Source organism: Glaciecola sp. SC05, assembly GCF_041380235.1.
GTDB lineage: Bacteria > Pseudomonadota > Gammaproteobacteria > Enterobacterales > Alteromonadaceae > Glaciecola.
Window position 1 is genome coordinate 1 of record NZ_JBGIYY010000004.1, and the last position, 24,037, is coordinate 24,037.

Sequence of the window (24,037 nt, forward strand, 5' to 3'; positions counted from 1 at the left end):
TCCTTCAGGGTCAGTGTAACTTAATCCTTAGGTCTAGTTTCACTTGGTACAGGATTGTAAAATTTCTGTCGTGTTTTATATTCAGTTATCGGCGAAATATCAATGGAATGAATATGGCAAGACGCAGGAGAGTAGGCCCTAAAGATGTAACGCAGCATGTTGTTCAGCGAGGAAATAATCGCAAAATATGTTTTGCATGTGAGCAAGACTATATCGTTTATGTTAGCTGGTTAAAGCAATACAGCGCCAAATATGATGTTGCTGTTCATGCATGGGTATTGATGACAAATCATGTACATTTGTTGTGTACTCCCCAGTCTGAAAATTTAGGTGTCAGTCAAATGATGCAGTCTTTAGGCAGGCAGTATGTTCGCTATTTTAATGATACTTATAAGCAAACAGGTACCCTATGGGAAGGACGATTCAAATCTTCTCTAGTTTGCACTTCAAGTTATTTACTTAGCGCATACCGCTATATCGAATTAAACCCTGTTCGAGCCAAAATGGTTAACGACCCAGCGCAATACAAATGGTCAAGTTATCATGTCAATGCCTTGGGAAAAGAGTCAGACCTTTGTCAGCCGCATGCTATCTATTTACAATTAGGTCAAACCTCAATCGAAAGGCTGAATACCTATCGCTCTTTATTTCAAGACACGCTTACACAACCTTTAATCGACGAAATACGAGCCTGTACGAATAAAGAATTAGTGCTTGGTAATGACAAGTTTAAACAAGAAATGGAAGCCTTGATTGGCGAAAAACTAAAAACTGGTAAGATGGGAAGGCCGCCTAAGTAATAGTAACACTGACCCCCTTTTCACTTTTCATTTTCAAAAAAAGGATCCAAAAACCGATGAATAGCTCATTACCATGGATTTTGTTTATTTTCATCTGGCTTCTTTTGATGGCGGTACTCAAGGTTACGTTAACAAGCAGTGACAGTTACTTTAGATTTGTATTAACGGGTATTAGTATTGGTGTAATTGTCGGAGTGGTGATGTACCTTTTAGCGAGAAAAAATAACTAAAACTTGATAACGGGCATAATGTTTTTCTTAATTGCTTTTTGTCTACCGATTTACGTCGGCACTTTCGACATTAAGACAAGTCAACCTCTGGCGGTTGTTATTGGAGCATTACAATGAGATTGAAGAGGTGTATTAGTTTTTTTGCTTTCGGAATCTTTTTGTTGGCAATAGCATTGTATTGCATTCAAGTTGGCAAAGTATCTTTAAGAGGCATCATGTTTGACTCAGAAAGTCCGATTTTTTATTTTATTATATTAGCTGATATCTCTGCCGCAATAGTGTGTTTTGTATTCGGTATATCTCAGTGTTTTAGTGATAATAACACTATAGAGGATGAGTAACTCACTTAAATTAAACCCTTAAGACCATAAAGAGAGAAACATGAAAAAGAGTATAATCAATTTGGCCGTTAAAACTGTTTGGCTCCGAGCATAACAAGATTAGATGAAAAAATGCAGAGAACCAAGCGAGCTAATTATAGCCCACTATTGTACATGTGACATTTCAACCGCACTTGCTTTGACCACAATACCGTCTTTATCATAAGTAACACTGACCCCCTTTTTCCTTTTTCTCACCCCCCACTTGCTTTGACCACAACGCCGTCTTTATATTCCGCTACTCCCTCGCTGGTCCATACTCGCACTGTGCTTGTTGAGCCTTGCGCTGACGATGCTGTTTCTTGGGCGTTAATCGCGTCAAACTCTGCAATAATGCCTTTCATATTGGGCAACACAAAGATTTTACGTGAGCGCTGCGCGCCGATGGTGACAACTGTGCTTCGCCATAGGTTTTGCCCCTCAATAAGTAGCTTAGCTTTTTCACCTGACTTCACCATCATCGGTTCAATACGCTCTATACTGGGTTTGGGTCTTTTGCCGAGTAACAGGAGCTCTGAGGTTATCTCTTCTTGATCGCCAGGCAACGATATGGGGTAGCTAATAGTCGAACCACTTGGAATAAAATTTCCTTCTTCATCAAGCCAACCGGTTTCGATCTCGATGTCAGCAGTGCGCCACCAAGACGGAGCAGACACAATGGCCGACAGTGAATTTTGAGAAGGTTGATGCCGGTATTTTGTTAAACCATCATTACCAACCACTAATTTAGGCCCTATAAGCCATCCCAATTCAGCACTTTTTTCATAATTGCTGTCATCAATATTGGTGTTGGACTGGTTTTCGTTAGAGTGGCTCGCAATTCCCACGATGATAGGGCGGCGTTCCGCTATTTGTGCATATTGAGACATAAAATTAGTGCTTCCAGCCCCGCCTGCAGCGCCAACGCCATTGACACTGCCTGATGCACTTGCACCTACTTGTTCGCTCGCCGCCTGGCTCGATGAACTCACTAACTGTTGAGTACTTTCACGGGGGGTAACAGCATATGAAAAGAGCGACATGTTTTTCTCTGATGCTTGTAGTTTATCTCGAAACTTTAAGTATCCGATTTTTGCTACAAGTTGAGGCTTAGCAAGGCTCGAGTAGCCGCTATACGAGATTGTCGGGTTTTCGATGTCTGCTTCTATTATGCGAACACCATCTTGCGAGTATTCTTTTTGAGAGAGGCTTTCTAATTCCCTCATATTACTATTACAGATTAGATATTTTCTTTGCGCCGCATATACCGGCACTATATCCTCACAGGCTAATTGTCGCTTAGTCCAGATTTCAAAAACTCGCTCGTCGCTTAACTTAAAAGTAAATAGCGACAAACCGTCAAAATCGACTTTACTCAATATATCTAGGGAGTTTGGTTCTTTAGTCACTAAATCATTAACGATAGTAGGCCCTAACTCATTGATTAACGACTGACAAACACGATACTCTCGATTATTAACATATACAGATACAGACTCTAAATTTGGGCATTGCAGAAGTTTAACCATTTCTTGGGAAATATCTTTTTCATTCACAGACCGGTTATAGTAATTGTTAAAAATTTGCCGTTCAGAGTCGGTTGGCTCAATAGGTACTGCTGATAAAGTAAGTGGGTCTTCATAAAATTCGGTATCGCTAAGTTCGTAAGGAACGAAAGGGATCCTCAAAGCATATTCTTCGACGATAATCGAATTGAAATCAGAGGCAGCTGTGAAAGATACAAACTGCTGACCTGATGTAGGTCCCTGAAGATTACTTGTGTCTTCAAATACAGGCACACTCGGGTCAAAAGTAGAACTATTCTGTCTTCTATCACTAGTTTGTTTTCTATCATTATTTATAACCAGATTTTTTTGGCCGAGGGTTGTGCCATATACGTCGAGCACTTTTTCGATGGCGAGTTCACGCTCAACCTTTTCACGACAACCGGTTTCCCCACATATTTTCTCATCTCGCTCTATCACTCCTAAACAATTCAAACGTTTAGGTGAATAACTTTGTATTTCGAATGCTTTGCCCTCACCTTCTGCGCTATGAACGGATTCAGCAAACACTTCCATTTCGCATGCGGTGTCGAATTTGAGGTGATTTCTCCATACTTCCATAGTTGCAACCCAGCCAACACCAAAGCCTTTTTGTTTTAGCAGAAAATCGTAAAGCTGCAGATCCGAAATGTTAACTTTCTTCGCTTCTTCGTCTAAGCTTGTATTGACCTGTTCTTGTAGGTCGCTCATCCAGCGTTGGTATAGGTCTCTACTCTCTTGCTCTTTATCTTCTGAATCGCTTTTGCCTTTTTTAAAGCGCACATTAATCTGCGCCCAAGCACTGGTGTCATTGCCGGGGATAATGGTCGCATCAAACTTCAGGCGGTATAAAGTGTTTCCTCCTAAATCATGTCTGTCATCTAACTGATTTTCTATGAGCGCATTGCGTACTTCCTCTCGCGCTGATTGGCGGCCTCTAAAAGACTCTATCGGTGACAATTGCGGGCTGCCCGATTCAGACATAGGATATGCTGCATCATTATTGGCCATATCTTGCTTAGGCGCTTGGTCAACTGTATCGGTGCCAAATGTCAGGCTTGCGCTGCGTTGACTCGTCGTTGTATTTGCTGTTGTCCCCTGAAATCCGGCGTTTTCGTCGCTCAGTTTATCGAGTTGCTCTAATAGCCACGCTTCTTGGTGAAAGCGATCATTTACCATACGCTCGCGGGTGTAAACCTCTGGAGAATCAACCAAAATGCGACCAAGTGTTGTGCCGTTTGAATGCATCGAGCTTGTGAAATTATGAGGGTAAAAAAAGATCAAAAGAAGCGTGACAACGATTGCTGCCGCTATGCCGTAGCGAAAAAAAGACTTACTTGGCGATGTCATGAATAGCGTTTCCCTGTCGGATAATTATTATGGTAAACCTTTGATACGGCATAGAATTTAATGACACATACTTTGTGCTGTTCAAAGAATAAACGATGTTAATTCACTATACAACAGATACAACAGATACAACTTTACTGCGGTAGTTGTGAATGATACCGCAAGTGAAATGACGGTGAAAAATATCACCTTCTCGAATAAATCTCTCTCAGCCTCTCTAGCGCTTTTAGCGCATTTGGAATGCCGGCGCCAATTCTATCGCTAGAAATATTGGCAGGATTTGAACAAGACTCTACTATTGCTTGCTGAATCTGATCGGAGGTGGCGTAAGGTTCTGCCTCAAGCAGCATCGCCGCTAATCCAGCAACATGAGGCACTGCCATAGAACTTCCATTCAAGGTTTTATAGCCCCCACCGGGCACTGCACTTAATATATTCTTCCCCGGCGCGCATAGTGTTGGACCCGCTCCAAAGCCGCTCATTTTTGCGCTGCCTGAAAAAGGCGCCACTCTGTCACCTTTGTCGGTGGCGCCTACTGAGAGCACATTTGTATAGTTACCCGGCGAAGCACTAGACATTGGGTCATTACCAATTGCGACTATAGGTAATAATTGTTGGGTTCTAAGTGTATTCATGATCCCCACCAGTGAATCATCAAATGGACTTATACCTAAGGAGATACTCAATATTCGAGCATTTGCTGCTAGCGCAAACTCAAGTCCAGCCAATAGTCGCGCAAAAGTATCGCCCCCATTAATAACTGTGGCACTAGCAAGACTCGCGCCTGGAGCCATGCCTACAAGCGGCTGACCGGCCACATTACGCCCGGCAATAGTGGCGGCTGTGTGCGTACCATGGGAAGATGAGTCTGAGTAAACGGCCTGTTCGGAGACATCTTGTCCGTCTATACTGACCATCCTGTTACTGATGACTACATCTGATAAGGCCGGGTGCGTTGTATCGACACCGGTATCCATATGAGCCACCAGAATATCTTTACCCGTTAGGCCTTGCTTCCACAACTGAGGTGCGCCCATGCGCTCTACACCCCAAGCGACTTCTTTATCTTGCTGGCCATCGTCAGTATCTTCATCAGGGACCGGTTGTATGAGACCTAAGCTATCTGATACCGACTGAATATCATCAACAGCTCTATTTGTTTCCAGCTTTTCTAAAACCAGTTGATTGACAGCACCATAAGCGATACCCAGAAGCGGAAAGTAGACCATATTTTGGCTTGGGGTCTTTTGCTTAGCGTCCAGCAAACGCCGCAACAATGGGGTATATTTGCTTAATTGTTTGGTATCGATTGCTCCAGAGGCCCGCAGCTCGTTCCAGCCAAAATTAAATAGGCCAGATAATTCAGATACCAGCTTTCGATCTATCATGGGCGCTATTCTTGACACTTTGCCAACTAGGGTGGAGTTGCTAGTGTCATAGGGCATCATAGTGACGGGGTTGATGCAAACAATCGCATTAGCAGCGCCCCTGTCTTTTATTTGGTCTTTGAGCTTTTCAATAGACATTTACAGTATTTCCTTTTATTCGCGTGCCGTATTTTCTTTGCGCTACCTTCGCTTGACTTAGGGTTTGCACATTGTTTAGAAAGGTGCTCTTTCACTGCGCCCTATCGTCCTATATAGTAGTGTAAATAAACCATTGATTAGAAGTTATATTAAGCGGTTTGCTAAGCTCCAACTAACTATACAAGAAGATGCTTTTGATGGGTACTGCTTTGAAAAAACCCTTTGCGGCATATAAGGGCAACGACTCGTTTACCTTTGTGTGTTATGCACACAGTGATGCTGAGTACGTGTATCAAGATTTAATTTTACTCAATAATGCTGGCTGCAATATTTGGTATGACGAAGGGATCTCTGCCGGAAAGCTATGGCGAGAAGAAATCGCCATGGCAATAAAAAGCGCCGATAAACTTGTTTTTTTCATATCTAAGTCCTCACTTGCTTCTAAGCATTGCCTGAGGGAGGTCGACTATGCTCTTGAGCATGATATTGACATTCTGCCCGTTTATTTAGATGACTCTAAACTACCTGAAGAGTTGGCATTAGTGTTTAATCGTGTGCAGGGGCTCTTTAGACATAAAGACGCAATGTATAAAGAGCATCTTATTGGCGCCATGCAATCAAATACGAGTTTCATACCACTTCTTCCAAAAAACACAAAATCGCTACGCCGCTTTGTATTGCCGTTAATAGCCATTGGTGCATCGCTCATCGCTTTGTTTATATGGAATCTGGACACCACAACGTCAAATCATAATGAAGTTGGCAACAGTATTGCTGCCACTAACATCGCAAATGCCTATGACAATTATTTAGAAGCGACAGAGTTGATGAAGCGGTGGGATAAAGATGACAATTTAGATATTGCCATTAATTTGTTAGAAGACGCCTACACATTAGATCCCAACTTTGCACTGGCTTATGCTCGTTCAGCCGAAGCGCTGCGCATCCGTTATATCTTGTCAGCAGATGATTCAGCGTTAGAAAAAGCCACTGAAGCTGCTAGCAAGGCAGTGTCATTGAATTCCCAACTGGCGCCTGCGCAGGCTGCCCTTGGTTTAATCTATAGCACTAAAGGGAACATGGATTTAGCGATTGCCGCAGTCGAGAGGGCCATCGCTATTGACCCAAATGATGCCTTAACGAATAGTATCTTAGCCATGGTGTATGCACAGCTTGGCAGAATAGAAGAGGCGGATGCCGCTTTTCAAAAAGCTACCGCTTTAGATTCAGACAACCCAACGGTGTTAAACAGCTATGCAAATTTCTTGTATGACCAAGGGCGCTTTGATGATGCTATTTTGCAGTGGCGGGCAGCGCTTCAGCTTGCTCCTGATCACTATGCCGCTCTAGTGAATCTTGGTTTGGCGTTTAACGAGACTTTGCGCATTTCTGAAGCGATTGACATGTATCAACGGGCTATCGATATTCGACCAAGCTACATTGCGTACACTAACTTAGGCACAGCTTATTCTAGAGAGGCTCGTTTTCAAGACGCTGCCGACGCTTATCTAAAAGCACTCGACATCGACGATACCGATTCTCTCGCCTGGGGCAACTTGGCATTTATTTATTCTTGGATGGGGAACATGGATGAAAAGGCGGCTGAGACATTTGCGCATGCCATTGAACTTGCAGAAACGATTCGTCAACAACATCCTCGCGACCCATTCATTCACTCTGACTTAGCGCTATATTATGCCAAAACAAAGCAAGCGACCTTGGCGCTTCAGAGGCTGCGCACTGCAACTATTTTAGCGCCTGATTCTTCTGAGATCTTATCTGCGGCTGCAGAGGCATATGAGATGCTAGGGCAACGAGATGAAGCAGTGAAACTCATATTATTGGCAATAGAGCATGGCCATTCGCGAGAGCACTTATTGCTAAGCCCTGAACTAAAAGAGCTTGTTAATGATCCGCGTTTGCAAGAGTGATGAAAAGTCAAAGGTTGTAGAGCTGCTGTAAACCCTTGATTTAAAACGGCTAGTGTTGCACAATCAAGGCGAAATTAAGAAGTTTAATCAATCACCATTAATTGTAATTAGGAGCACGCCCATGTCAGTAAACGCCGACATTATTTTAGTTTCAGGAGCAGACCCTGCGGAATTTGTACTCACCAAACAAACAACAGTCACCTTTCATAATAGTTGCCATGATGTCGACGGCAACCCAGCCCCCACAACGCTAAGCTGTGATCATGGTTTATTTGCGCCAGAAGATGCATTCCCGATGTCAATTGCGGCAGGCGAAACGGTCCACGTGAAGGTATTAGATCCTGAGAATAAGGAGTATTACTATAGCGACCCTTCGGTCGTTGAGCTTGCGACAAGAGGCGGCCGGATTAGAGTATAAAGTTGTATTGCAGACTGTTTTCTCTGCGGTTATATTGAGTTTGCTGACGATCGGTATAGATGAGCATTCAACACTGTGTGTTTTGACCTTCAGCAAGCGCTAAGGTAAAAATACACTTCGCCTCATTGACAAAACTTCTGCTTGTCAGGGTAATGCCTTATCCTGACAAGTTCCCCATGACCATACTCTGCGAGCAATTCAAGCTCCATTGAGACTCAAAACAAATCCTAACTTCTGTTATCGAAGAATTTTATCAATTGGCTAAACAGCTGCGAATGTGCCGGCGCTTATTAGTGCTAAAACTAAAAGAGCAAAAAAAAGCCCTCATATTGCTACGAGGGCTGTGTTACAAAAAATGCTAGCTACTAATAAAAGTAAATATTATCCAAGTAGACAGAATCACTAGTACTTCCCCACAATTGAACGCTGAACATGATCAAGCTCGACGCATCAATAGTAGTGTTTAGCGATGAGAAAGGTAACTCAACAGTTACCCATTGCTCTGTTGGCCAAGTGAAGTTTTGTGACACACCCGCATTGCCATACGATGGGATAACTTGGAATTGAGTCTGTGTTATGCCTGATGTGACATACAGGTCAAAACGCAGTCCAGTGAAACCCGATACATCTACAGGACCGCCTTGTATGCCATATTGAATACCGGTGATACCACCGGTTTCGCCACCGGGAATGATTTGGAACTTAGCGATATTGTCGCCCGCAATACTAATTTGTGAAAAGGTTGGGGCTCTGAAAAAGTTATCAGACCAAAATGAAATTGGCTTATCAACATTAAGCGTGTCGCTATATAGCACAAAGGCATCATCGTTAGCTACCGTAGGAACAGGAGCCGCTTCTGAAGGGCCTTCATTTAATGGCACCAAACTCATTGATAAGGTCGCATCACCACCCGCAATAACTTGATTATTTTGTGCGGCGCCAAAATTATTCGCCTCAACCAGCACTTTATACTGAGCCTCTGGCAAGGTTAGAACCGCATCACCACTTGCGTTAGTGTTAGCCGTTTCGTTACCGATTTTTACTGCGGCGTTTTCTAGTGGTGCATTATTGTCGTCAACCACATTTACGGTCATATCATAAGCGGTAGAAACACCTGAAAAGTAAATATTGTCAACATAAACAGATGTGCCTTCTGGTCCCCAAAGTTGAATAACAATGAGTTGCAGTATGCTGCTATTGAGCGTGTCGAAGCCTGCGCCGTCATTATCAACTAGCTCGTTATATGGCATTTCTAAGTTTAACCAAGTCCCGGTCGTAGGATTAACAAAAGTGCGCTTTGCGCCACCATCTCTTGATACCAACTGCACTTCAACTTGCGTGATACCCGGCTCAATATACAGATCCATATTCCAGGTAGTATGCGCAGAAGCGTCTAACTCGCCGTTCTCAAAGCCAAACTCAAGACCGGTTACACCGCCATTTGTTCCACCGGCCGTGATAGTGTACTTAGCGAAGTTATTTCCATTTACAGCGCCAGTAGAGTAAACAGGTGCGTTAAAGTAGTTAGCATTCCAAACACCAACAAAGCTGTCTTGGGTAAGAGAATCGCTGTATAGCACTACCACTTCGCTATCGGCGAAATCGGGCGGTGTTGGTGCGCCCTGTGGTGGGCCGGTAACCGGCGCTTGCTCTAGTGTGGTGAAGTAAATATCAGCTAACAATACCGTTGTACCGGCGTCACCTAAAAAGTTTAACGAAAACCACGTCATATCGCTAAAACCGGGTAGCGTTACTTCCATTTCTATCCAACCATTACCTAGGTCGGTGCCGGATGAAAAATTGTAGACGACTTGAGACTGTTGCTCGGTTGCGCTTTGCACAACTACGTCAATGCCAGTAAAAGTGTCGGTTTTCACTTTAAATCGTGCGTTGGTATAGGTCGAGATATCAATTGCATTTTCAGGCTGGTTACCCCAGGCAATAACGGTTCCCCAACCTGTGCTTTTGGTAATTTCTAGGGCTTTCGCGTAGGTGGTATCTGATGGTTGGTCGGTATATTGGGTGCCTGTTGACCAATTATCGCCCCAAAACTCCATAAAAAAGGAATCGTCATTTTCAGAATGGAAGATATATGCATTAGATGATGGCGTTGAAACCGCTTCAACTACTACCGAGCGAGTAATGCTAGATTGGTTGTTCGCAGCGTCGGTTGCGGTGTAGGTGACTGTGTACGAACCGAGGGTACTTGTATCTACCGTTCCACTAATGACGGCAACTAGACCTGTGTCTACATTGTCGGTAACCGTTGCTCCCTGCTCAGTATATGTTTGACCTACCGTTAGCGTGATAACCGCATTGCCCACTAGGCTAATAACGGGGGCCTCAGTGTCAGGCGCTGCCTCGACAATGATGGTTCTGGTCACACTGCTGGTATTTCCTGCACTATCAGCAGCGGTATAGGTTAAAACGTAGGAGCCCACAGTCGCGGTATCTACGCTTCCGGATACAGTCACGTTCACGGTTCCATCTATATTGTCGCTTGCTGAGCTGCCTTGCTCTTGATAGGCATCGCCAACCGTCAAGGTGACGCTGGCAGGGCCTGTTAAGGTGATTACAGGAGCGGTGGTGTCTGGTGTTGGAGCTGGAGCCTCATCATCGCTGCTCCCACAACCAAGCAAACTAAACGAGATGACTAAAAGGATTAGATACTTTGCGCTGAATTTCATTGTCGATTTCTACCGGTAGTTAACAATATCTTTACATAGTATAGAGTTTCAAAACCGGTAACTTGAAAAACAGATGAGCAGGGTACTTTTTAAGCTGAGTTGGTTTACACAGGTCTGTGGGTAAACCTATTTTACTGCAGTATTCTCTAATTTTTAACGGATGAGCAAGCTTTAATGTAAGCACTTACTATCATCAAAAAACCAGTAAAATTAGTTTCTCTATCGAAAAAAGGAAGTCCTTTAAACTTTAAAAAACTTTATGCTAAGAGGGTATTCCCACAACACGCGATCGTTCGCTTTAATGGCGCCAATTACGGTAAATATGATGGCGCATATTCCTAATATTATGTATCCAAACACGCCAATAAGTACAAAGGTCAGCACAAAACAAACCGCAAAGTAGATAAGAAGGCTAAACACCCAGTTTAAGATAACTTTACCGTGCTGATCAATTTCTTCGCTCTGATCTTTATTAGTTGCCCACATAATAATCGGCACAATTAAGCCACCCAGTGGAATAATGTACCCAGCAAATTGACTCAAGTGCATGAGCATTAAATAGACTTTGAGCTCTAAGCCCCAAGGTTTAAAATCTTCCATTGAACTTCCTTTTCTTTGATTTCAAAAACGCGGAGGGCTTTGTTATCAGCCCATATCAATTCGCTAACTATCGCACAAAGTACTGATATTTTGAAAGCAATTAATCGAGAAGGCCGTCAAAATCACTGGCGCTGTGACGCTCTTTTAACTGACGATTATCGTCACCCCAAACTTTATTTACTAAGCGTCCTCTTTGCACAGCTGGTCTTGCTAATAGCTGCTTCGTCCAGCGCTGAAGGTGCTCATATTCGTGGACCTGCAAGAATTCGCCGGCGTCATATAAGCTGCCGTGCGCAAGCAGACCATACCAGGGCCAAATCGCCATATCGGCAATGGTATAGTGACTGCCAGTGATAAACTCGTTATTGGCCAGCTGTTTGTCTAGAACATCGAGCTGGCGTTTGACTTCCATAGCGTAGCGGTCGATGGGATATTGGTATTTTTCAGGAGCGTATGCATAGAAGTGCCCGAAGCCGCCGCCTAAAAATGGCGCGCTGCCCATCTGCCACATTAACCAACTGAAGGTTTCGGCTCTGTCAGGCCCGCTGCTGGGCAGAAATTTCTCAAAGCGCTCGGCTAGGTAGAGTAAGATCGCGCCTGACTCAAACACGCGTTGAGGGTGTTTACCTGAATGGTCCATCAATGCCGGTATTTTTGAATTAGGATTAGCACCTACAAAGCCAGAAGAAAACTGCTCACCTTCTTGGATATTCACCAACCATGCATCATATTCAGCCTCTTTACATCCAGCCTCTAGCAGTTCTTCTAGCATTATTGTGACTTTTACCCCGTTAGGGGTTGCCAAAGAGTAAAGCTGAAAAGGGTGTTTACCCACGGGTAAGGGCTTTTCATGGGTACTGCCTGAAATTGGCCGATTGATGTTGGCAAATTTTCCGCCGCTTGCACGATCCCAAGTCCAAACATTAGGCGGGGTGTAGCTTGCATCTGACATATTGTTACTCCATTTTGTTGTGGGCTTGCTGATCATTCTAAGATCACGCTAGCGTTTATTATTGCCATATATAGATTGCCAAATATAGTGTAAAGCAAAGCAGTAGACAGGCAATTAGCCTTGGTCATTTCAATAGTTTGTTAATCGACATGATAGAATCGAGCTGAATATGTGGAAGTGTGCACACCGATTCGGCATTCAAATTCATCTTGCGGTCGTGTGCATACCAAGCTGAGTAGTAACCAGCGCGTGTTGCACCCCAAACGTCTTTTTCAAGGTTGTCGCCCACATGTAAGATATTCGACGGGGCTAAATTGAGTAACTGGGCGGCTTCATCAAACATGTCACAGTGAGGTTTCATTTTACGTTGTTTGCTGGCCTGTAAAATATGCGTGAAGTATGGCTTGATGCCTATCTGCTGAGCATTTACGTTGCCATTAGTGATGGCGACTAGCGGCACTTTACTTGCCAGCACTTTCAAAGCTGCGTGAATATCCGGTTCTATCTCAAAGTCGCTGCGTTTATGATAAAAAGTATCAAAACAATCTGCGACAGCAGTGGGAATATCTTCACTTGGCATGCCACTTTTTACAAAGCCTTTGGTCAGTGAAACGGTACGCAATGCACCCATATCATGGCGTAGCTCAGGGTCTTCGTTAAGTGCTTCTTTTTTAAATTTAAACCAATCAGCCGAGGTAAATATAGAGGCTTGTTGATAGTGTTCGCTAATATGCTGACGTAAATGCTGCTCAGCCTCTAAAATATAAGGCCAATTGGCATAAAAAGTGTCGTCTAAATCAAAGGTGATAGCGCGTATTTCGCCTATTGGTTTGTAAACAATCACTTCTTCTTGGCCCTAGGGTGCGCCTTGTCATACACATCTGAAAGGTGTTGGAAATTGAGATGTGTATAAACTTGTGTGGTGGATAAGTTAGCGTGTCCTAACAATTCTTGTACTCCGCGTAAATCGTTACTTGATTCTAGTACGTGAGTCGCAAATGAATGGCGCAGTGTGTGTGGGCTTATTTGTTGGTAAAGGGTTTGTTGCTTAGCCCAATGATCTAAACGGTTAGCCACTTGTCGGTTGCTTAAGCGTCGTTTTTGTTTGGATAAAAACAAGGCTTCGGGATCATCTATATCGACGCATTCGCCTCTCAGAGTCATATAGTTATCAAGAGCAGCGGTGGCTTTTCTGCCAATGGGAATTAAACGCTGTTTATTGCCCTTACCAGTAACTTTCAGTATGCGTCCATCGTCTGTGCTGTCGAGCACATCTCCAATATTTAGCCCAGTCAACTCAGATAGGCGAATGCCGCAGCCGTACATAAGCTCAAACATTGCTTTGTCTCTTAAACCAATAAAGTCATTGCGTTTGAAGTCGAGCAAAACACTCATTTCATCGACGTTTAGCTGTTTAGGCAGTGGCTTGTTTTGTTTCACCGAATGCACACTTTTGACAGGGTTACTTGGCAAATACCCATGTTTGACTAAGAATTGACAAAAACTGCGCAACACCGTGAGCTGCAAATTAATACTGCGCGCCGAAAGCCCCCGTTTGTGACCAATATGCAAGATGCGCTTACATTGTTCGACAGTCAGGTCTTGCCAATTAACAATGTTTAGGGATGTGCGGATACTGTTTAGCTGGCGAGTGTAGTTTTTAACAGTATGGGCTGAAAGGCGACGCTCTACCTCACATTCATAAAGGTACTTAGCCATCCAAGTATCCTCTTGAGGCACACCATCAATAGCAGAACCGCTGATAGCTGGAGGCGTTTTCATCTACAACCCAATATTACAGTAGTTTAGGCAAGTGAAATGACAGGTAATCACGTAAGTAGCTGAGTAAAGTGGTGTCCATATCTGGAGTAAAGTGCAAAGCATTGCTGCTTGCGATGGCTAAAAGGGCTATCGGTTTGCTCTGTCCTATACTTATTAGGGCGACCGATTCAGCCTCTTCTCCAGGAAATAATAGTTGTTTTTCGTTTTGTCCTAAGCGTCCAAAATAATATTCAGAGCGGTTCAGCTTTTTATCGATAAGACCGCGCTGCTGTATCTCCGGCATAACTTTATCGCTGGGCAGTCGCTCTGATACAAAGGGGTAAATATGCGCATGACTCAAACCCAGTGATTCACAAAGTTCGGTATTTAAAACGCTTTCAAGTTCTTCAAAAGTTTCGCACTGCACGATTGCTAAATTGAGTTTTGCATAAGTGGTATAAATCGTTTCGTTGCGTTTGGCATTGCTAACCAATTTTTCTAACTGCTTTTTAAGGGCTTTTATTTTGTCACGATATTGCTCTGACTGCAGTTGGGTCAAAGATACCACGCCTCTATTTTGATGATGCACATGCAGTTCGGCTAGCACGTCTGGGCAATCTAGAAAGAAGTCCGGATGCGCACTTAAATACTCAGCGACGGCTTCAGGACTAAGTTTAACAGGCGTTTGCTCATTGTGCGCTAGCGTGTCGGTCGATGCAGTTGCAGAGTTCGGTGATGCCTGATTGTTGCTCATAAAGGTATTTGTCCATCGTAAATATGTTCTGCGGGGCCTGTCATTTTCAGCACTGAGTCGCCTCCAGGCCACTTAATTGTGAGCTTGCCACCGGGTAGCTCAACTTCGACTTCTTGCTGCAGTTTACCTTGGATTTGACCAACTGCAACCGCGGCGCAGGCACCGCTGCCGCAAGCCAATGTTTCGCCAGCACCGCGTTCAAATACGCGTAGGCGAATTTTATTTTCGTTGATTATCTGCATAAAACCTACGTTGACCCCTTCAGGAAAGCGTTCATGCTGACCTAAAAATGTACCGATACCTTTTACATCGATATTGTCCACATCATCAACTGCAACGACGCAATGAGGATTGCCCATAGACACTACACCACAAAAGTAGGTCGCTTCCTGATTGCGAATAATATAAGTGTTTTCTTGTTTGTTGGCAGTAAAAGGAACATTAGCAGGTTCAAATATCGGTCTACCCATATTTACCGTGACTTGCCCTTCTTTTTCTAAGTACAACACCATGCGCCCAGCTTTTGTACTAACGATAACCTTGTTGCGGTTGATCAAGCCCTGCTGTTTCACAAAGCGCGCGAAACAGCGAGCGCCGTTGCCACACTGCGATACTTCCGAGCCATCTGCATTGAAAATACGATAGTGAAAGTCTTGGTCAGGATCGTAGGGTGGCTCAACCAACAATAGTTGATCAAAACCTACGCCATAATTGCGGTCAGCGAGCTGCTTAATGCGCTCTTTTGAGAAAAACGCATTTTGGGTGACATTGTCGACCACCATAAAATCGTTACCAAGCCCATGCATCTTGGAGAAATTTAGCATGGGGCGTCTGACAGCTTTATTGTTTGGTGGCTGATTCATGCTGGATTAATTCACTCTGTATTCGTCTTTGAACAGGTCGGCGAGTGTTTCACGTTCGCGCACGACTTGCATTTTACTGCCGTCTACCATGATTTCGGCAGGTCGACAGCGGCTGTTGTAGTTACTTGCCATCACAAACCCATAGGCGCCGGCGCTGCGTACAGCAAGCAAGTCGTCAGGGGCGATGCACAGAGCACGATCTTTTCCTAGAAAATCACCGGTTTCGCACACCGGGCCTACCACATCGTAGATATGTTTTTGGCCTTCACGCGGCACCACTTCTTCAATTTTTTGCCAAGCAGAATAAAGCGCAGGACGAATTAAATCGTTCATTGCGGCATCAACGATGGCAAAGTTCTTTTCTTCGCCTTGTTTTAAAAATTCGACTTTGGTCACTAAAATACCCGCATTAGCGGCAATAGCCCGACCGGGCTCTAAGATCAAGGTTAGGTGTTCACGGCCCACCATTTTTTTGGCCATTGCTGCGGCATACTCTTTTGGATGTGGCGGGTTTTCGTCGTTGTATCTTACGCCAAGACCGCCTCCTACGTCCAAATGATCAATCTGTATACCGACTGCCGCGAGCTGGTCGATAAGACCTAATAAGCGCTCCAGTGCATCTACAAATGGAGGAATTTCAGTTAGTTGGGAACCGATATGACAATCCATTCCCTTTATTTCTAGGTGTGACATTGACTGCGCTGTTTTATAAGTGGCGATTGCATCTTCATGAGCAATCCCAAACTTATTGGCTTTCAGTCCGGTTGAAATGTAAGGATGAGTTTTTGCATCGACGTCAGGATTAATGCGCAGCGAAATAGGCGCTTTGACATTTAATGACTTAGCGACCTTGTTAATGCGTTCAAGCTCAGGAATGGATTCGACGTTGAAGCACTTGATGCCTTGTTTTAAGGCAAACTTAATCTCTTCAGGTGTTTTGCCAACGCCTGAAAACACCACTTTTGCAGGGTCGCCTCCGGCCGCTAAAACTCTATGTAATTCGCCGCCTGATACGATGTCAAAACCAGAGCCCAATTTAGCTAATACCGATAAAACACCAATATTGGAATTTGCTTTTACCGCATAACAAATAAGATGCTTGTGCAGACTGACGGCATCGTTAAAAGCATGCCAGTGTCTTTCAAAGGTTGCTCGTGAATAAATATAGACCGGCGTACCGTGGGCTTTGACGATCTCTGTTACTGGCACATTCTCTGCGTGCAGTGCACCGTGTTTATACTCAAAGAAATCCATAGCTAGACTCCTTGCTCGTTATTTACGTCGGTAGTAGAAGGCTCTGCAGGTTGATTGGTAGTGGCAGGCTCAGGCAAATACAATGGTCCTCGTTGACCACAGCCTGCCATCAGCAATATTGCAATTACTGTAAAGGCTAATTTTTTTCGCATTGTCATGGTGCAAATCAAAGCTAAATGATAATGCGCTAACCTTGCACTGCTATGCCATAAAATGCAACCTAAATTCCTTGATTACAGGCTGTTAAAGAGGTGTTTTTGCCATTGATTGTCAGCATCTAGCAGTGACTTGCTCGAGTCTGTAAAATACAGTAGAAATAAATCAATATCCTTGGTGTATTGCCGTTGTGTAAGGCAATGCTGAACAGTTATTGGCCTCAAATTAGGCGATAAGGTTTACACCTTTCGTGTTTTCAACTAGTGTGAACGGGTCTAACTCAGTGAGAGCCTGCTTATTATGGAAATTAACACGTCAGAACTTTGCGATATGTATGCCGATCGGATTGATGTTGTCGAACCAATTTTTACGAGTTATGGCGGTGCCATTTCTTATGCTGGTGAGGTGACAACTATAAAGTGCTTTGAAGATCGCGGTCTGGTAGACAAAGTGCTCGCGACGAACGGAATAGGTAAAGTTTTGTTGATTGATGGCGGCGGTTCTTTGCGACGTGCATTGATTGACACTGACAATGTACAAATGGCCGTAGATAATGGTTGGGAAGGTATTATTTGCTATGGCGCGGTGCGCGACGTCGATCTTTTGGAAGAGTTTAGTATTGGCATTCATGCCATCAGCGCTATCCCTGTCGCCGCCGAAAGTCGCGAGATTGGTGACCTAGATATAGCGGTAAACTTTGCCGGTGTAACGTTTTTGCCTGAAGATTTGGTATATGCCGACGGCACGGGCATTGTGTTATCGCCCGAGCCGCTAGATGTAGAAATTTAGGTTAAGTACTAGCAACATAGTTAGTGTGCAAATACTTCATTTAAGTAAGCGGCAATACGCACCCCACCTTGCTGTAAACGAAGTTTGACCGTTGGAATATGGTCATACACATAGCGCCACGACAAATCGTCCCCCTCCGGGTAAATTTCATCTCGAATGTTGGTGCTTTCAGCGATATAGATCATCGGATCGGTGATCATCCACTCTTGGGCCTGTTGCTCGCTTATTTTGCTGCCCAACCAATCGCTCCATTCGCTGAAGGACAAATCTTGTCGGTCAATCAGACCAGAATCCCATACTCGGTGTAGGTTTGAATCTTCACGGAAAAACTCGACTTTTACATCATTGCCACCGCGATCAGTGCCGTTACCTGCATGCAATGGTTGATGAAGATCACCAATGATATGCACCGCAAAGCGCAAGGCGAGTTGTTTGTCAGCGAGGCTGGCTTCTGGGTTTTTAAGCGTCTTGGTAAAATCAGCTAAGGCACTGACCGAGTCACCTTTTTCTGGTGCGCCGACTTCTACATACGTTTTGCCTGCGGGCACCGTCACATAGTGAAAAGGGCCAGCTACTTCTTGCCAAAATTCATCTGGATTAGAGCGCATTTCATCGGCATAGGTTGAAGCTTCTGCCAGACTTTCATTAGGCAAAATAGCGGCGATGGCTGCTCTGGCTTGATCGCTTAAATAATGTTCAGCAATTTCACCGGTGACTCTATGACCCGTTTGTCCCCACGCATTCACGTAGCTACTGCACGTTAAACTAGCAATAGCGGCGGCTAAAAGGTATTTTTTCATTATGTTTCCTGTTCATTTAAAGGGTAATGCGTCTCAGGACGACCATGCTATTAAGCTTTTAGTCGGCATTTTTTGCTTGGCTGTAGCCCCAGCGTTCGACTAAGCTTTGGTCTAGACCAATATGGTCGAGTATACGAGCCACCACAAAGTCTACTAAGTCGTCGATGCTTTTGGGATTGTGATAAAAACCAGGGGCGGCAGGCATAATTGTGACCCCCAAATTAGAGAGGGTTAGCATATTTTGCAAATGAATACTCGACAGCGGCATTTCACGAGGCACTAAAATGAGCTGGCCTTTTTCTTTAATAACTACGTCTGCTGCTCGTTCAATCAGGTTATCGCAAGCGCCAACGGCTAATGAGGACAATGTGCCAGTAGAGCATGGGCAAATGATCATCTGTTTGGGCGCCGCTGAGCCTGAGGCAACTGGAGAGAACCATTCTTGTTTCCCGCACACTGTAATTTGCTCTTCATGGCCGCCAGCATAATGTGCGAAGAAACTTGCCATCGCCTCATTTTGTGCAGGTACCTTCATGTTTTCTTCGGTCGCAAACACGACGCGAGCTGCTGAAGACATCAGCAAAAATATATGATAGTCGGCCTGCACTAACATCTTTAATAACTTTAGCGCGTATGGCGCACCTGAAGCGCCGGTAACGGCTAAAGTAATGGATTTACGCATGATCAGTTCCTAGTGCATCTAGCAGTTTTTTGTGAATAGAGTCGAAGCCACCGTTGCTCATAATCAATACATGATCGCCGGCTTGCAGCGTGGACGCTAGGTGCTCAACAATTTTATCGGTTTGCTGATAAAGCGTGACTGGCACTTTGCTGTTGTCTACCAGTTCCTGCATGGGCCAATTTAGTTGACCGGGTTCCAACAGGTGTACTTCGTCGGCAACCTGCCAAGACTGCGACAATTGGTTTTTATGCACACCCATACGCATGGTGTTTGACCTTGGTTCTAATACGGCAATAATTTTTTGATTACCTACTTTATTGCGCAGGCCGTCGATAGTGGTTTTGATTGCAGTAGGGTGATGCGCAAAATCGTCATAAACGGTAATGCCTTTTGCCACGCCTTTAATTTCCATGCGCCGCTTGACGTTCTTAAAGGTGGCCAGCGCCGCCAATGCATCTTCGAGGCTAACGCCGGCATGGTGAGCTGCAGCAATTGCCATTAAGGCGTTATCCATATTGTGCTCGCCTATTAGGCTCCACTGCACCTTGCCGATGAGTTTATTTTTGTGTAATACCGCAAATTCGCTACAGTCAGACTTTAGGGCTTGTGCTTGCCAAACAGCTTTATTTGCATTGCCGATAAACTGTTTTTCGCTCCAACAGCCCATTTCGAGGACCGATTCCATATTCGCTTCAGCCGCTTTTGATAGCACTAAACCATTAGAGGGAACAGTGCGAACTAAATGATGAAACTGTTTTTTGATGGCGTCTAAATCTTCAAAAATATCGGCATGGTCAAATTCGAGATTATTCAAAATGAGAGTGCGTGGTCGGTAATGCACGAATTTTGAGCGTTTATCGAAAAATGCGCTGTCATATTCGTCGGCTTCGATAACAAAAAAGGGAGATTCGCCAATCCTTGCTGAAATTCCAAAGTTTTCGGGCACGCCGCCAATTAAAAAGCCCGGTTTAAGGCCGGTGGCTTCCAAAATCCACGTTAGCATACTGGTGGTGCTAGTTTTTCCGTGGGTACCTGCTACGGCAAGCACCCAGCGATCTTTTAGCAAATGATCGAGCAACCACTGCGGGCCGCTGGTGTATGGGAGGTTTCGGTCTAGCACAAATTCGACTGCGGGGTTACCACGGGCCATGGCATTGCCGATAATAACAATGTCAGGTGCCGGTTCGAACTGCGATGGGTCATACCCTTCTGAGAGGGTAATCCCGAGTTGCTCAAGTTGGGTGCTCATAGGCGGGTAGACGTTACGATCAGAGCCGGTAACGGTGTATCCTAAGCTTTTTGCAATGGCTGCGATGCCGCCCATAAAGGTGCCGCAAATCCCTAATATATGTACATGCATATGCTGATTCTTTTGAGATCTTTTTTGTATTGTATGTTTGCAAGTGTATCAGAACTCATTGCTAAGCCGTATTCTTGTTTCATATCAGAATACTCATAACATACAGCCCCATTTTTTATCACAACATCAAATTTACAACGTCTTTGCCAAATAAAATCGACAAACTATGCTATTTAAAGCCTTATTTGCAAATATATTCACGCAGTAGTTGAGCTATTTTGCGACGCGGTTACAATAGAGGGCACATACAGGGTTGTGATAGTCATCGCGATTATGAAGTTGCCCGCTCTACTTGCCACAGCAGTGGTGCTTACTACAAAAAGGATACTTGTTTTCGATGAAACGTCTCAATTCCCAACTCCAACAAGACGGCGCGCCGCTTGAATTGATTCTACTAATTCGTACTTTGCTTGCCAGCTGTAAAGAAATTTCTTTCCGCGTCAGTCAGGGTGCTCTTGCCGGTGTGTTAGGCTCAACCTTGAGTGAAAACGTACAGGGCGAAACTCAAAAGAAGCTAGACGTTATTTCGAATCAAATCATGAAAGATACCTTGCGTGACTCAGGTTACGTAAAAGCCATATCATCTGAAGAAGAAGAAGACGTCGTGCCCTGCAATGCAGATGGCAACTACTTGGTAAGTTTTGACCCGCTCGATGGCTCTTCGAACACAGAAATAAATAGCTTAATTGGCACCATCTTTTCGATTACCCATGCACCACAATGGATGAAACCTGATGACCCATCTGCTTTTTTACAGCCCGGCACACAGATGGTTGCAGCAGGGTACGTTCTTTACGGGCCTTCTACTATGCTGGCGATGACCACTGGTCGAGGCACACATCTGTACACACTAGACAAAACCCACGGCGGTTTTTTGGTGACGCAAGCGAATGTCAAAATTCCTGAAAAAACCAACGAATTTGCGATAAACGCATCTAATCAGCGTCATTGGGAAGAGCCTATTCAGCGTTATGTGGCTGATCTGATTGCGGGTACAGAGGGCCCCCGTAAGAAAGATTACAATATGCGTTGGGTAGCGGCCATGGTCGGCGATATTCATCGTGTACTTTGTCGCGGCGGTATTTTTATGTACCCATTTGATAAGCGCAACCCTAAGATCCCCGGTAAATTACGCCTGCTTTATGAAGCAAACCCAATGGCGTTTTTGATTGAGCAGGCCGGTGGCGTCGCCTCTACTGGTCACGGCCGGATCATGGAAGTTATGCCTAATGAGATTCACCAGCGCGTGCCTACACTATTAGGCTCGAAAGAAGAAGTAAACGCTTGCTTGGCCTATTATAAGTAAGATATTACGATGAAAACGATACTGGCCTTGGCGGAATAAACCCGCCAAGGCTTTTTTATGTGTGTTAGACATTTGTCTTAAAACATTTACAAGGCTCACAGCACTCGGTAGGGTTTGCGTAAAGAAATAAGCATGCTTGATCATAAAAAGCGCTTTGCAGTTAAGCGTCGTAGCAAGAAATTAAACCCTCAGATGGGCATGATAAGACTTTATAGCCATCGCGATATTCACTATACTTGCGCCATAACATTACTTTTAATTTTAATCACATCGTAAAGGAAGCAAAATGAGCTTAAATGACGTACCAGCCGGCGAGAACTTGCCAGACGAAGTCTATGTAGTAATTGAGATACCGGCTTTTTCATCTCCGGTTAAATACGAAGTAGACAAAGACACCGGTACTTTGTTTGTTGACCGCTTTATGGGCACCTGCATGCAGTACCCACTCAATTATGGTTATGTAAATAACACATTGTCAGATGATGGCGATGCCGTTGATGTCCTCGTTATGACGCCGCACCCACTATTAGCTGGCTCAGTAATCAAATGTCGCCCAGTAGGCGTATTGAATATGACGGACGAATCTGGACAAGATGCGAAAGTCATTGCGGTTCCGGTACCTAAACTTTCACAGTCTTATAATGACATTCAAGACATTGATGATGTACCGGCACTCATTAAAGACCAAGTTGAGCACTTTTTCTCTCATTACAAAGATCTCGAAAAAGGCAAATGGGTTAAAATTGACGGCTGGGCCGACATCAATGCCGCAAAAGCAGAAATTGTTGCGAGTGCTCAGCGCTATCAAAAAGACGCAAAGTAATTTGCGAACTTGCTAAATAGATTTAACTTTTAGTGCTACTTAAAGCTCGCGTTGCGGGCTTTTTTATTCAATATAGGAGAGCAAGGTGACTCATCCAGCCTGTTTATTTTCGCTTTTGCTGAGCATCATGTTTACGCTTAATGTGGCCCAAGCTGATTCCGTTAAAGAGGTGTATTGGGAAGACCTAGTGCCTAAAGGCTTTGTTGTGCCGCCAGTGCCTATTGACCACAACGGCAATATGACGCAAGCGCAGCCTAACGCTCCTCTGGTCGAAGCCTTAAACGGTCAACAGGTTAAAATCCCGGGTTTTGTGGTGCCGCTTGAAGGTGACGCCGATGCGATTACCGAATTTTTATTGGTGCCCTATTTTGGCGCTTGCGTGCATGTTCCACCGCCGCCGTCTAACCAAATAGTTTATGTAACATTTTCTGAAGGCGTGCCGATATATAATTTATATGACGCAGTTTGGGTGACCGGAACCCTATCTACTGAGGGTTGGCAGGGCGATATAGCCTCTGTTGGTTATTCGCTTTCAGGTTTGAGCGTTGCTGCTTTTGAATAGGTAAAACACATGTAAAGTGTGGTACCTAGCAACAATAAGAGCGTTTTACACGCCTACTATGTTGAATAAACGCCTGCTTGCAGGCGTTTTTTTTAACTATTTTTTAAGCAGGCGAGGGTACTTCAACTAATAGCGCTTCTAACTGAGTTTTAATGTCTGCTGGGATTTTTGCAGAGCGTTCGGTTTGATAGTCAAAGTGCACAAGCGTTGTGGTGCCTTTAGCCTTCAAGGAATTGTCTTGCCAGAGTTCTTGATACACCACGAATGAACTGTTGCCAATCCGCGATATGCCGGTTTTTACAGTCACGTCTGATGTCATGTAGATTTGCTGTAAAAAATCGACATTGTAATTGGCTAAAATTAAGGGCCAGTTATCAAGATCGAGCTCAGGAGTAAACATCTTGAAGATGGGAAAACGCGATGCTTCAAACCAGCCCACTAAAACAGTATTACTAACGTGCTTGAGTGCGTCCGTTTCGTAAAATCTTACCGCAAATGTATCTGTTAACATGCGTTTTCCTATTCCACAA

General features: G+C 44.3%; 22 protein-coding genes. 7 read left to right on the plus strand and 15 right to left on the minus strand.

What is annotated here, in order from left to right; all coding sequences use genetic code 11:
* Window positions 1-113 precede the first annotated feature (113 nt).
* Window positions 114-800: a transposase gene (locus AB9H30_RS04685; protein ID WP_371193486.1), complete on the plus strand. Its 687-nt coding sequence runs from the start codon at window positions 114-116 to the stop codon at window positions 798-800.
* Window positions 801-1,604: 804 nt separating this feature from the next.
* On the opposite strand, the gene AB9H30_RS04690 is transcribed toward AB9H30_RS04685, so the two are convergent.
* Together AB9H30_RS04690 and AB9H30_RS04695 are read right to left on the minus strand one after the other, a co-directional pair.
* Entirely contained in the window at window positions 1,605-4,283 is a 2,679-nt protein-coding gene (locus AB9H30_RS04690) for a hypothetical protein (protein ID WP_371193487.1), read from the minus strand.
* A gap of 185 nt (window positions 4,284-4,468) precedes the next feature.
* Complete coding sequence (locus tag AB9H30_RS04695) at window positions 4,469-5,809, minus strand: S8 family serine peptidase (protein WP_371193488.1); 1,341 nt, start codon at window positions 5,807-5,809, stop codon at window positions 4,469-4,471.
* Between the two features lie 209 nt (window positions 5,810-6,018).
* Here AB9H30_RS04695 and AB9H30_RS04700 point away from each other — a divergent pair, with 209 nt between their 5' ends.
* A complete protein-coding gene (locus AB9H30_RS04700; protein ID WP_371193489.1) occupies window positions 6,019-7,740 on the plus strand; it encodes a tetratricopeptide repeat protein in 1,722 nt (573 codons plus the stop codon).
* 121 nt (window positions 7,741-7,861) lie between these two features.
* Window positions 7,862-8,158 carry a hypothetical protein gene (locus AB9H30_RS04705; RefSeq protein ID WP_371193490.1) on the plus strand — a complete coding sequence of 99 codons (297 nt, stop codon included), beginning with the start codon at window positions 7,862-7,864 and terminating at the stop codon, window positions 8,156-8,158.
* A 365-nt stretch (window positions 8,159-8,523) separates the two neighbouring features.
* Here the strand turns inward: AB9H30_RS04705 and AB9H30_RS04710 are convergent, their stop codons facing one another.
* The 9 genes from AB9H30_RS04710 to AB9H30_RS04750 form a co-directional block, all read right to left on the minus strand.
* Entirely contained in the window at window positions 8,524-10,845 is a 2,322-nt protein-coding gene (locus AB9H30_RS04710; RefSeq protein WP_371193491.1) for an immunoglobulin-like domain-containing protein, read from the minus strand.
* A 240-nt stretch (window positions 10,846-11,085) separates the two neighbouring features.
* Window positions 11,086-11,445: a DUF4870 domain-containing protein gene (locus AB9H30_RS04715; RefSeq protein WP_371193492.1), complete on the minus strand. Its 360-nt coding sequence runs from the start codon at window positions 11,443-11,445 to the stop codon at window positions 11,086-11,088.
* A gap of 100 nt (window positions 11,446-11,545) precedes the next feature.
* Window positions 11,546-12,397, minus strand: a complete 852-nt coding sequence (gene yghU / locus AB9H30_RS04720) for a glutathione-dependent disulfide-bond oxidoreductase (RefSeq protein WP_371193493.1) — start codon at window positions 12,395-12,397, stop codon at window positions 11,546-11,548.
* A gap of 124 nt (window positions 12,398-12,521) precedes the next feature.
* The gene (locus AB9H30_RS04725) at window positions 12,522-13,241 is read right to left on the minus strand and encodes an HAD-IA family hydrolase (protein WP_371193494.1); all 720 of its coding nucleotides are present in this window, start codon (window positions 13,239-13,241) and stop codon (window positions 12,522-12,524) included.
* The gene (locus AB9H30_RS04730; protein ID WP_371193495.1) at window positions 13,238-14,179 is read right to left on the minus strand and encodes a tyrosine recombinase XerC; all 942 of its coding nucleotides are present in this window, start codon (window positions 14,177-14,179) and stop codon (window positions 13,238-13,240) included. Before AB9H30_RS04730 ends, AB9H30_RS04725 begins: the two co-directional genes overlap by 4 nt.
* 13 nt (window positions 14,180-14,192) lie before the next feature.
* Window positions 14,193-14,912, minus strand: coding sequence for a DUF484 family protein (locus tag AB9H30_RS04735; protein WP_371193496.1), 720 nt, complete (start codon window positions 14,910-14,912; stop codon window positions 14,193-14,195).
* On the minus strand, window positions 14,909-15,736 hold the full coding sequence (gene dapF / locus AB9H30_RS04740; RefSeq protein ID WP_371193746.1) for a diaminopimelate epimerase: 828 nt from the start codon (window positions 15,734-15,736) through the stop codon (window positions 14,909-14,911). Before dapF ends, AB9H30_RS04735 begins: the two co-directional genes overlap by 4 nt.
* Window positions 15,737-15,781: 45 nt before the next feature.
* Entirely contained in the window at window positions 15,782-17,029 is a 1,248-nt protein-coding gene (gene lysA, locus AB9H30_RS04745) for a diaminopimelate decarboxylase (protein ID WP_371193497.1), read from the minus strand.
* Between the two features lie 2 nt (window positions 17,030-17,031).
* A complete protein-coding gene (locus tag AB9H30_RS04750) occupies window positions 17,032-17,187 on the minus strand; it encodes a lipoprotein (protein WP_371193498.1) in 156 nt (51 codons plus the stop codon).
* Between the two features lie 298 nt (window positions 17,188-17,485).
* On the opposite strand from AB9H30_RS04750, the gene rraA reads away from it, so the two are divergent.
* A complete protein-coding gene (gene rraA / locus AB9H30_RS04755) occupies window positions 17,486-17,974 on the plus strand; it encodes a ribonuclease E activity regulator RraA (protein ID WP_371193499.1) in 489 nt (162 codons plus the stop codon).
* Between the two features lie 20 nt (window positions 17,975-17,994).
* Here rraA and AB9H30_RS04760 read toward each other — a convergent pair whose 3' ends face one another.
* The 3 genes from AB9H30_RS04760 to mpl are packed head-to-tail and all read right to left on the minus strand — an operon-like array spanning window position 17,995 to window position 20,816.
* On the minus strand, window positions 17,995-18,774 hold the full coding sequence (locus tag AB9H30_RS04760; protein ID WP_371193500.1) for a S1/P1 nuclease: 780 nt from the start codon (window positions 18,772-18,774) through the stop codon (window positions 17,995-17,997).
* Window positions 18,775-18,832: 58 nt separating this feature from the next.
* On the minus strand, window positions 18,833-19,456 hold the full coding sequence (locus AB9H30_RS04765; RefSeq protein ID WP_371193501.1) for a flavin prenyltransferase UbiX: 624 nt from the start codon (window positions 19,454-19,456) through the stop codon (window positions 18,833-18,835).
* A complete protein-coding gene (gene mpl / locus AB9H30_RS04770; protein WP_371193502.1) occupies window positions 19,449-20,816 on the minus strand; it encodes a UDP-N-acetylmuramate:L-alanyl-gamma-D-glutamyl-meso-diaminopimelate ligase in 1,368 nt (455 codons plus the stop codon). The genes AB9H30_RS04765 and mpl overlap by 8 nt, the downstream gene beginning before the upstream one ends.
* A gap of 337 nt (window positions 20,817-21,153) precedes the next feature.
* Here mpl and AB9H30_RS04775 point away from each other — a divergent pair, with 337 nt between their 5' ends.
* From AB9H30_RS04775 to AB9H30_RS04785, 3 genes are all read left to right on the plus strand, one after another.
* Window positions 21,154-22,122: a class 1 fructose-bisphosphatase gene (locus tag AB9H30_RS04775; protein WP_371193503.1), complete on the plus strand. Its 969-nt coding sequence runs from the start codon at window positions 21,154-21,156 to the stop codon at window positions 22,120-22,122.
* Between the two features lie 286 nt (window positions 22,123-22,408).
* A complete protein-coding gene (ppa, locus tag AB9H30_RS04780) occupies window positions 22,409-22,945 on the plus strand; it encodes an inorganic diphosphatase (RefSeq protein ID WP_371193504.1) in 537 nt (178 codons plus the stop codon).
* Between the two features lie 127 nt (window positions 22,946-23,072).
* Window positions 23,073-23,507 carry a DUF3299 domain-containing protein gene (locus AB9H30_RS04785; protein WP_371193747.1) on the plus strand — a complete coding sequence of 145 codons (435 nt, stop codon included), beginning with the start codon at window positions 23,073-23,075 and terminating at the stop codon, window positions 23,505-23,507.
* 103 nt (window positions 23,508-23,610) lie between these two features.
* Here the strand turns inward: AB9H30_RS04785 and AB9H30_RS04790 are convergent, their stop codons facing one another.
* A complete protein-coding gene (locus tag AB9H30_RS04790) occupies window positions 23,611-24,018 on the minus strand; it encodes an acyl-CoA thioesterase (protein WP_371193505.1) in 408 nt (135 codons plus the stop codon).
* Window positions 24,019-24,037: the final 19 nt, after the last annotated feature.

Coding starts and splice junctions, on each gene's coding strand:
- ppa (WP_371193504.1), top strand. CDS start 22,409: ATGAGCTTAAATGACGTACCAGCCGGCGAGAACTTGCCAGACGAAGTC.
- AB9H30_RS04690 (WP_371193487.1), bottom strand. CDS start 4,283: ATGACATCGCCAAGTAAGTCTTTTTTTCGCTACGGCATAGCGGCAGCA.
- lysA (WP_371193497.1), bottom strand. CDS start 17,029: ATGGATTTCTTTGAGTATAAACACGGTGCACTGCACGCAGAGAATGTG.
- AB9H30_RS04715 (WP_371193492.1), bottom strand. CDS start 11,445: ATGGAAGATTTTAAACCTTGGGGCTTAGAGCTCAAAGTCTATTTAATG.
- AB9H30_RS04750 (WP_371193498.1), bottom strand. CDS start 17,187: ATGACAATGCGAAAAAAATTAGCCTTTACAGTAATTGCAATATTGCTG.
- dapF (WP_371193746.1), bottom strand. CDS start 15,736: ATGCTAAATTTCTCCAAGATGCATGGGCTTGGTAACGATTTTATGGTG.
- AB9H30_RS04785 (WP_371193747.1), top strand. CDS start 23,073: ATGTTTACGCTTAATGTGGCCCAAGCTGATTCCGTTAAAGAGGTGTAT.
- AB9H30_RS04765 (WP_371193501.1), bottom strand. CDS start 19,456: ATGCGTAAATCCATTACTTTAGCCGTTACCGGCGCTTCAGGTGCGCCA.
- AB9H30_RS04685 (WP_371193486.1), top strand. CDS start 114: ATGGCAAGACGCAGGAGAGTAGGCCCTAAAGATGTAACGCAGCATGTT.
- AB9H30_RS04735 (WP_371193496.1), bottom strand. CDS start 14,912: ATGAGCAACAATCAGGCATCACCGAACTCTGCAACTGCATCGACCGAC.
- AB9H30_RS04790 (WP_371193505.1), bottom strand. CDS start 24,018: ATGTTAACAGATACATTTGCGGTAAGATTTTACGAAACGGACGCACTC.
- AB9H30_RS04695 (WP_371193488.1), bottom strand. CDS start 5,809: ATGTCTATTGAAAAGCTCAAAGACCAAATAAAAGACAGGGGCGCTGCT.
- rraA (WP_371193499.1), top strand. CDS start 17,486: ATGGAAATTAACACGTCAGAACTTTGCGATATGTATGCCGATCGGATT.
- yghU (WP_371193493.1), bottom strand. CDS start 12,397: ATGTCAGATGCAAGCTACACCCCGCCTAATGTTTGGACTTGGGATCGT.
- AB9H30_RS04775 (WP_371193503.1), top strand. CDS start 21,154: ATGAAACGTCTCAATTCCCAACTCCAACAAGACGGCGCGCCGCTTGAA.
- AB9H30_RS04710 (WP_371193491.1), bottom strand. CDS start 10,845: ATGAAATTCAGCGCAAAGTATCTAATCCTTTTAGTCATCTCGTTTAGT.
- AB9H30_RS04760 (WP_371193500.1), bottom strand. CDS start 18,774: ATGAAAAAATACCTTTTAGCCGCCGCTATTGCTAGTTTAACGTGCAGT.
- AB9H30_RS04730 (WP_371193495.1), bottom strand. CDS start 14,179: ATGAAAACGCCTCCAGCTATCAGCGGTTCTGCTATTGATGGTGTGCCT.
- mpl (WP_371193502.1), bottom strand. CDS start 20,816: ATGCATGTACATATATTAGGGATTTGCGGCACCTTTATGGGCGGCATC.
- AB9H30_RS04705 (WP_371193490.1), top strand. CDS start 7,862: ATGTCAGTAAACGCCGACATTATTTTAGTTTCAGGAGCAGACCCTGCG.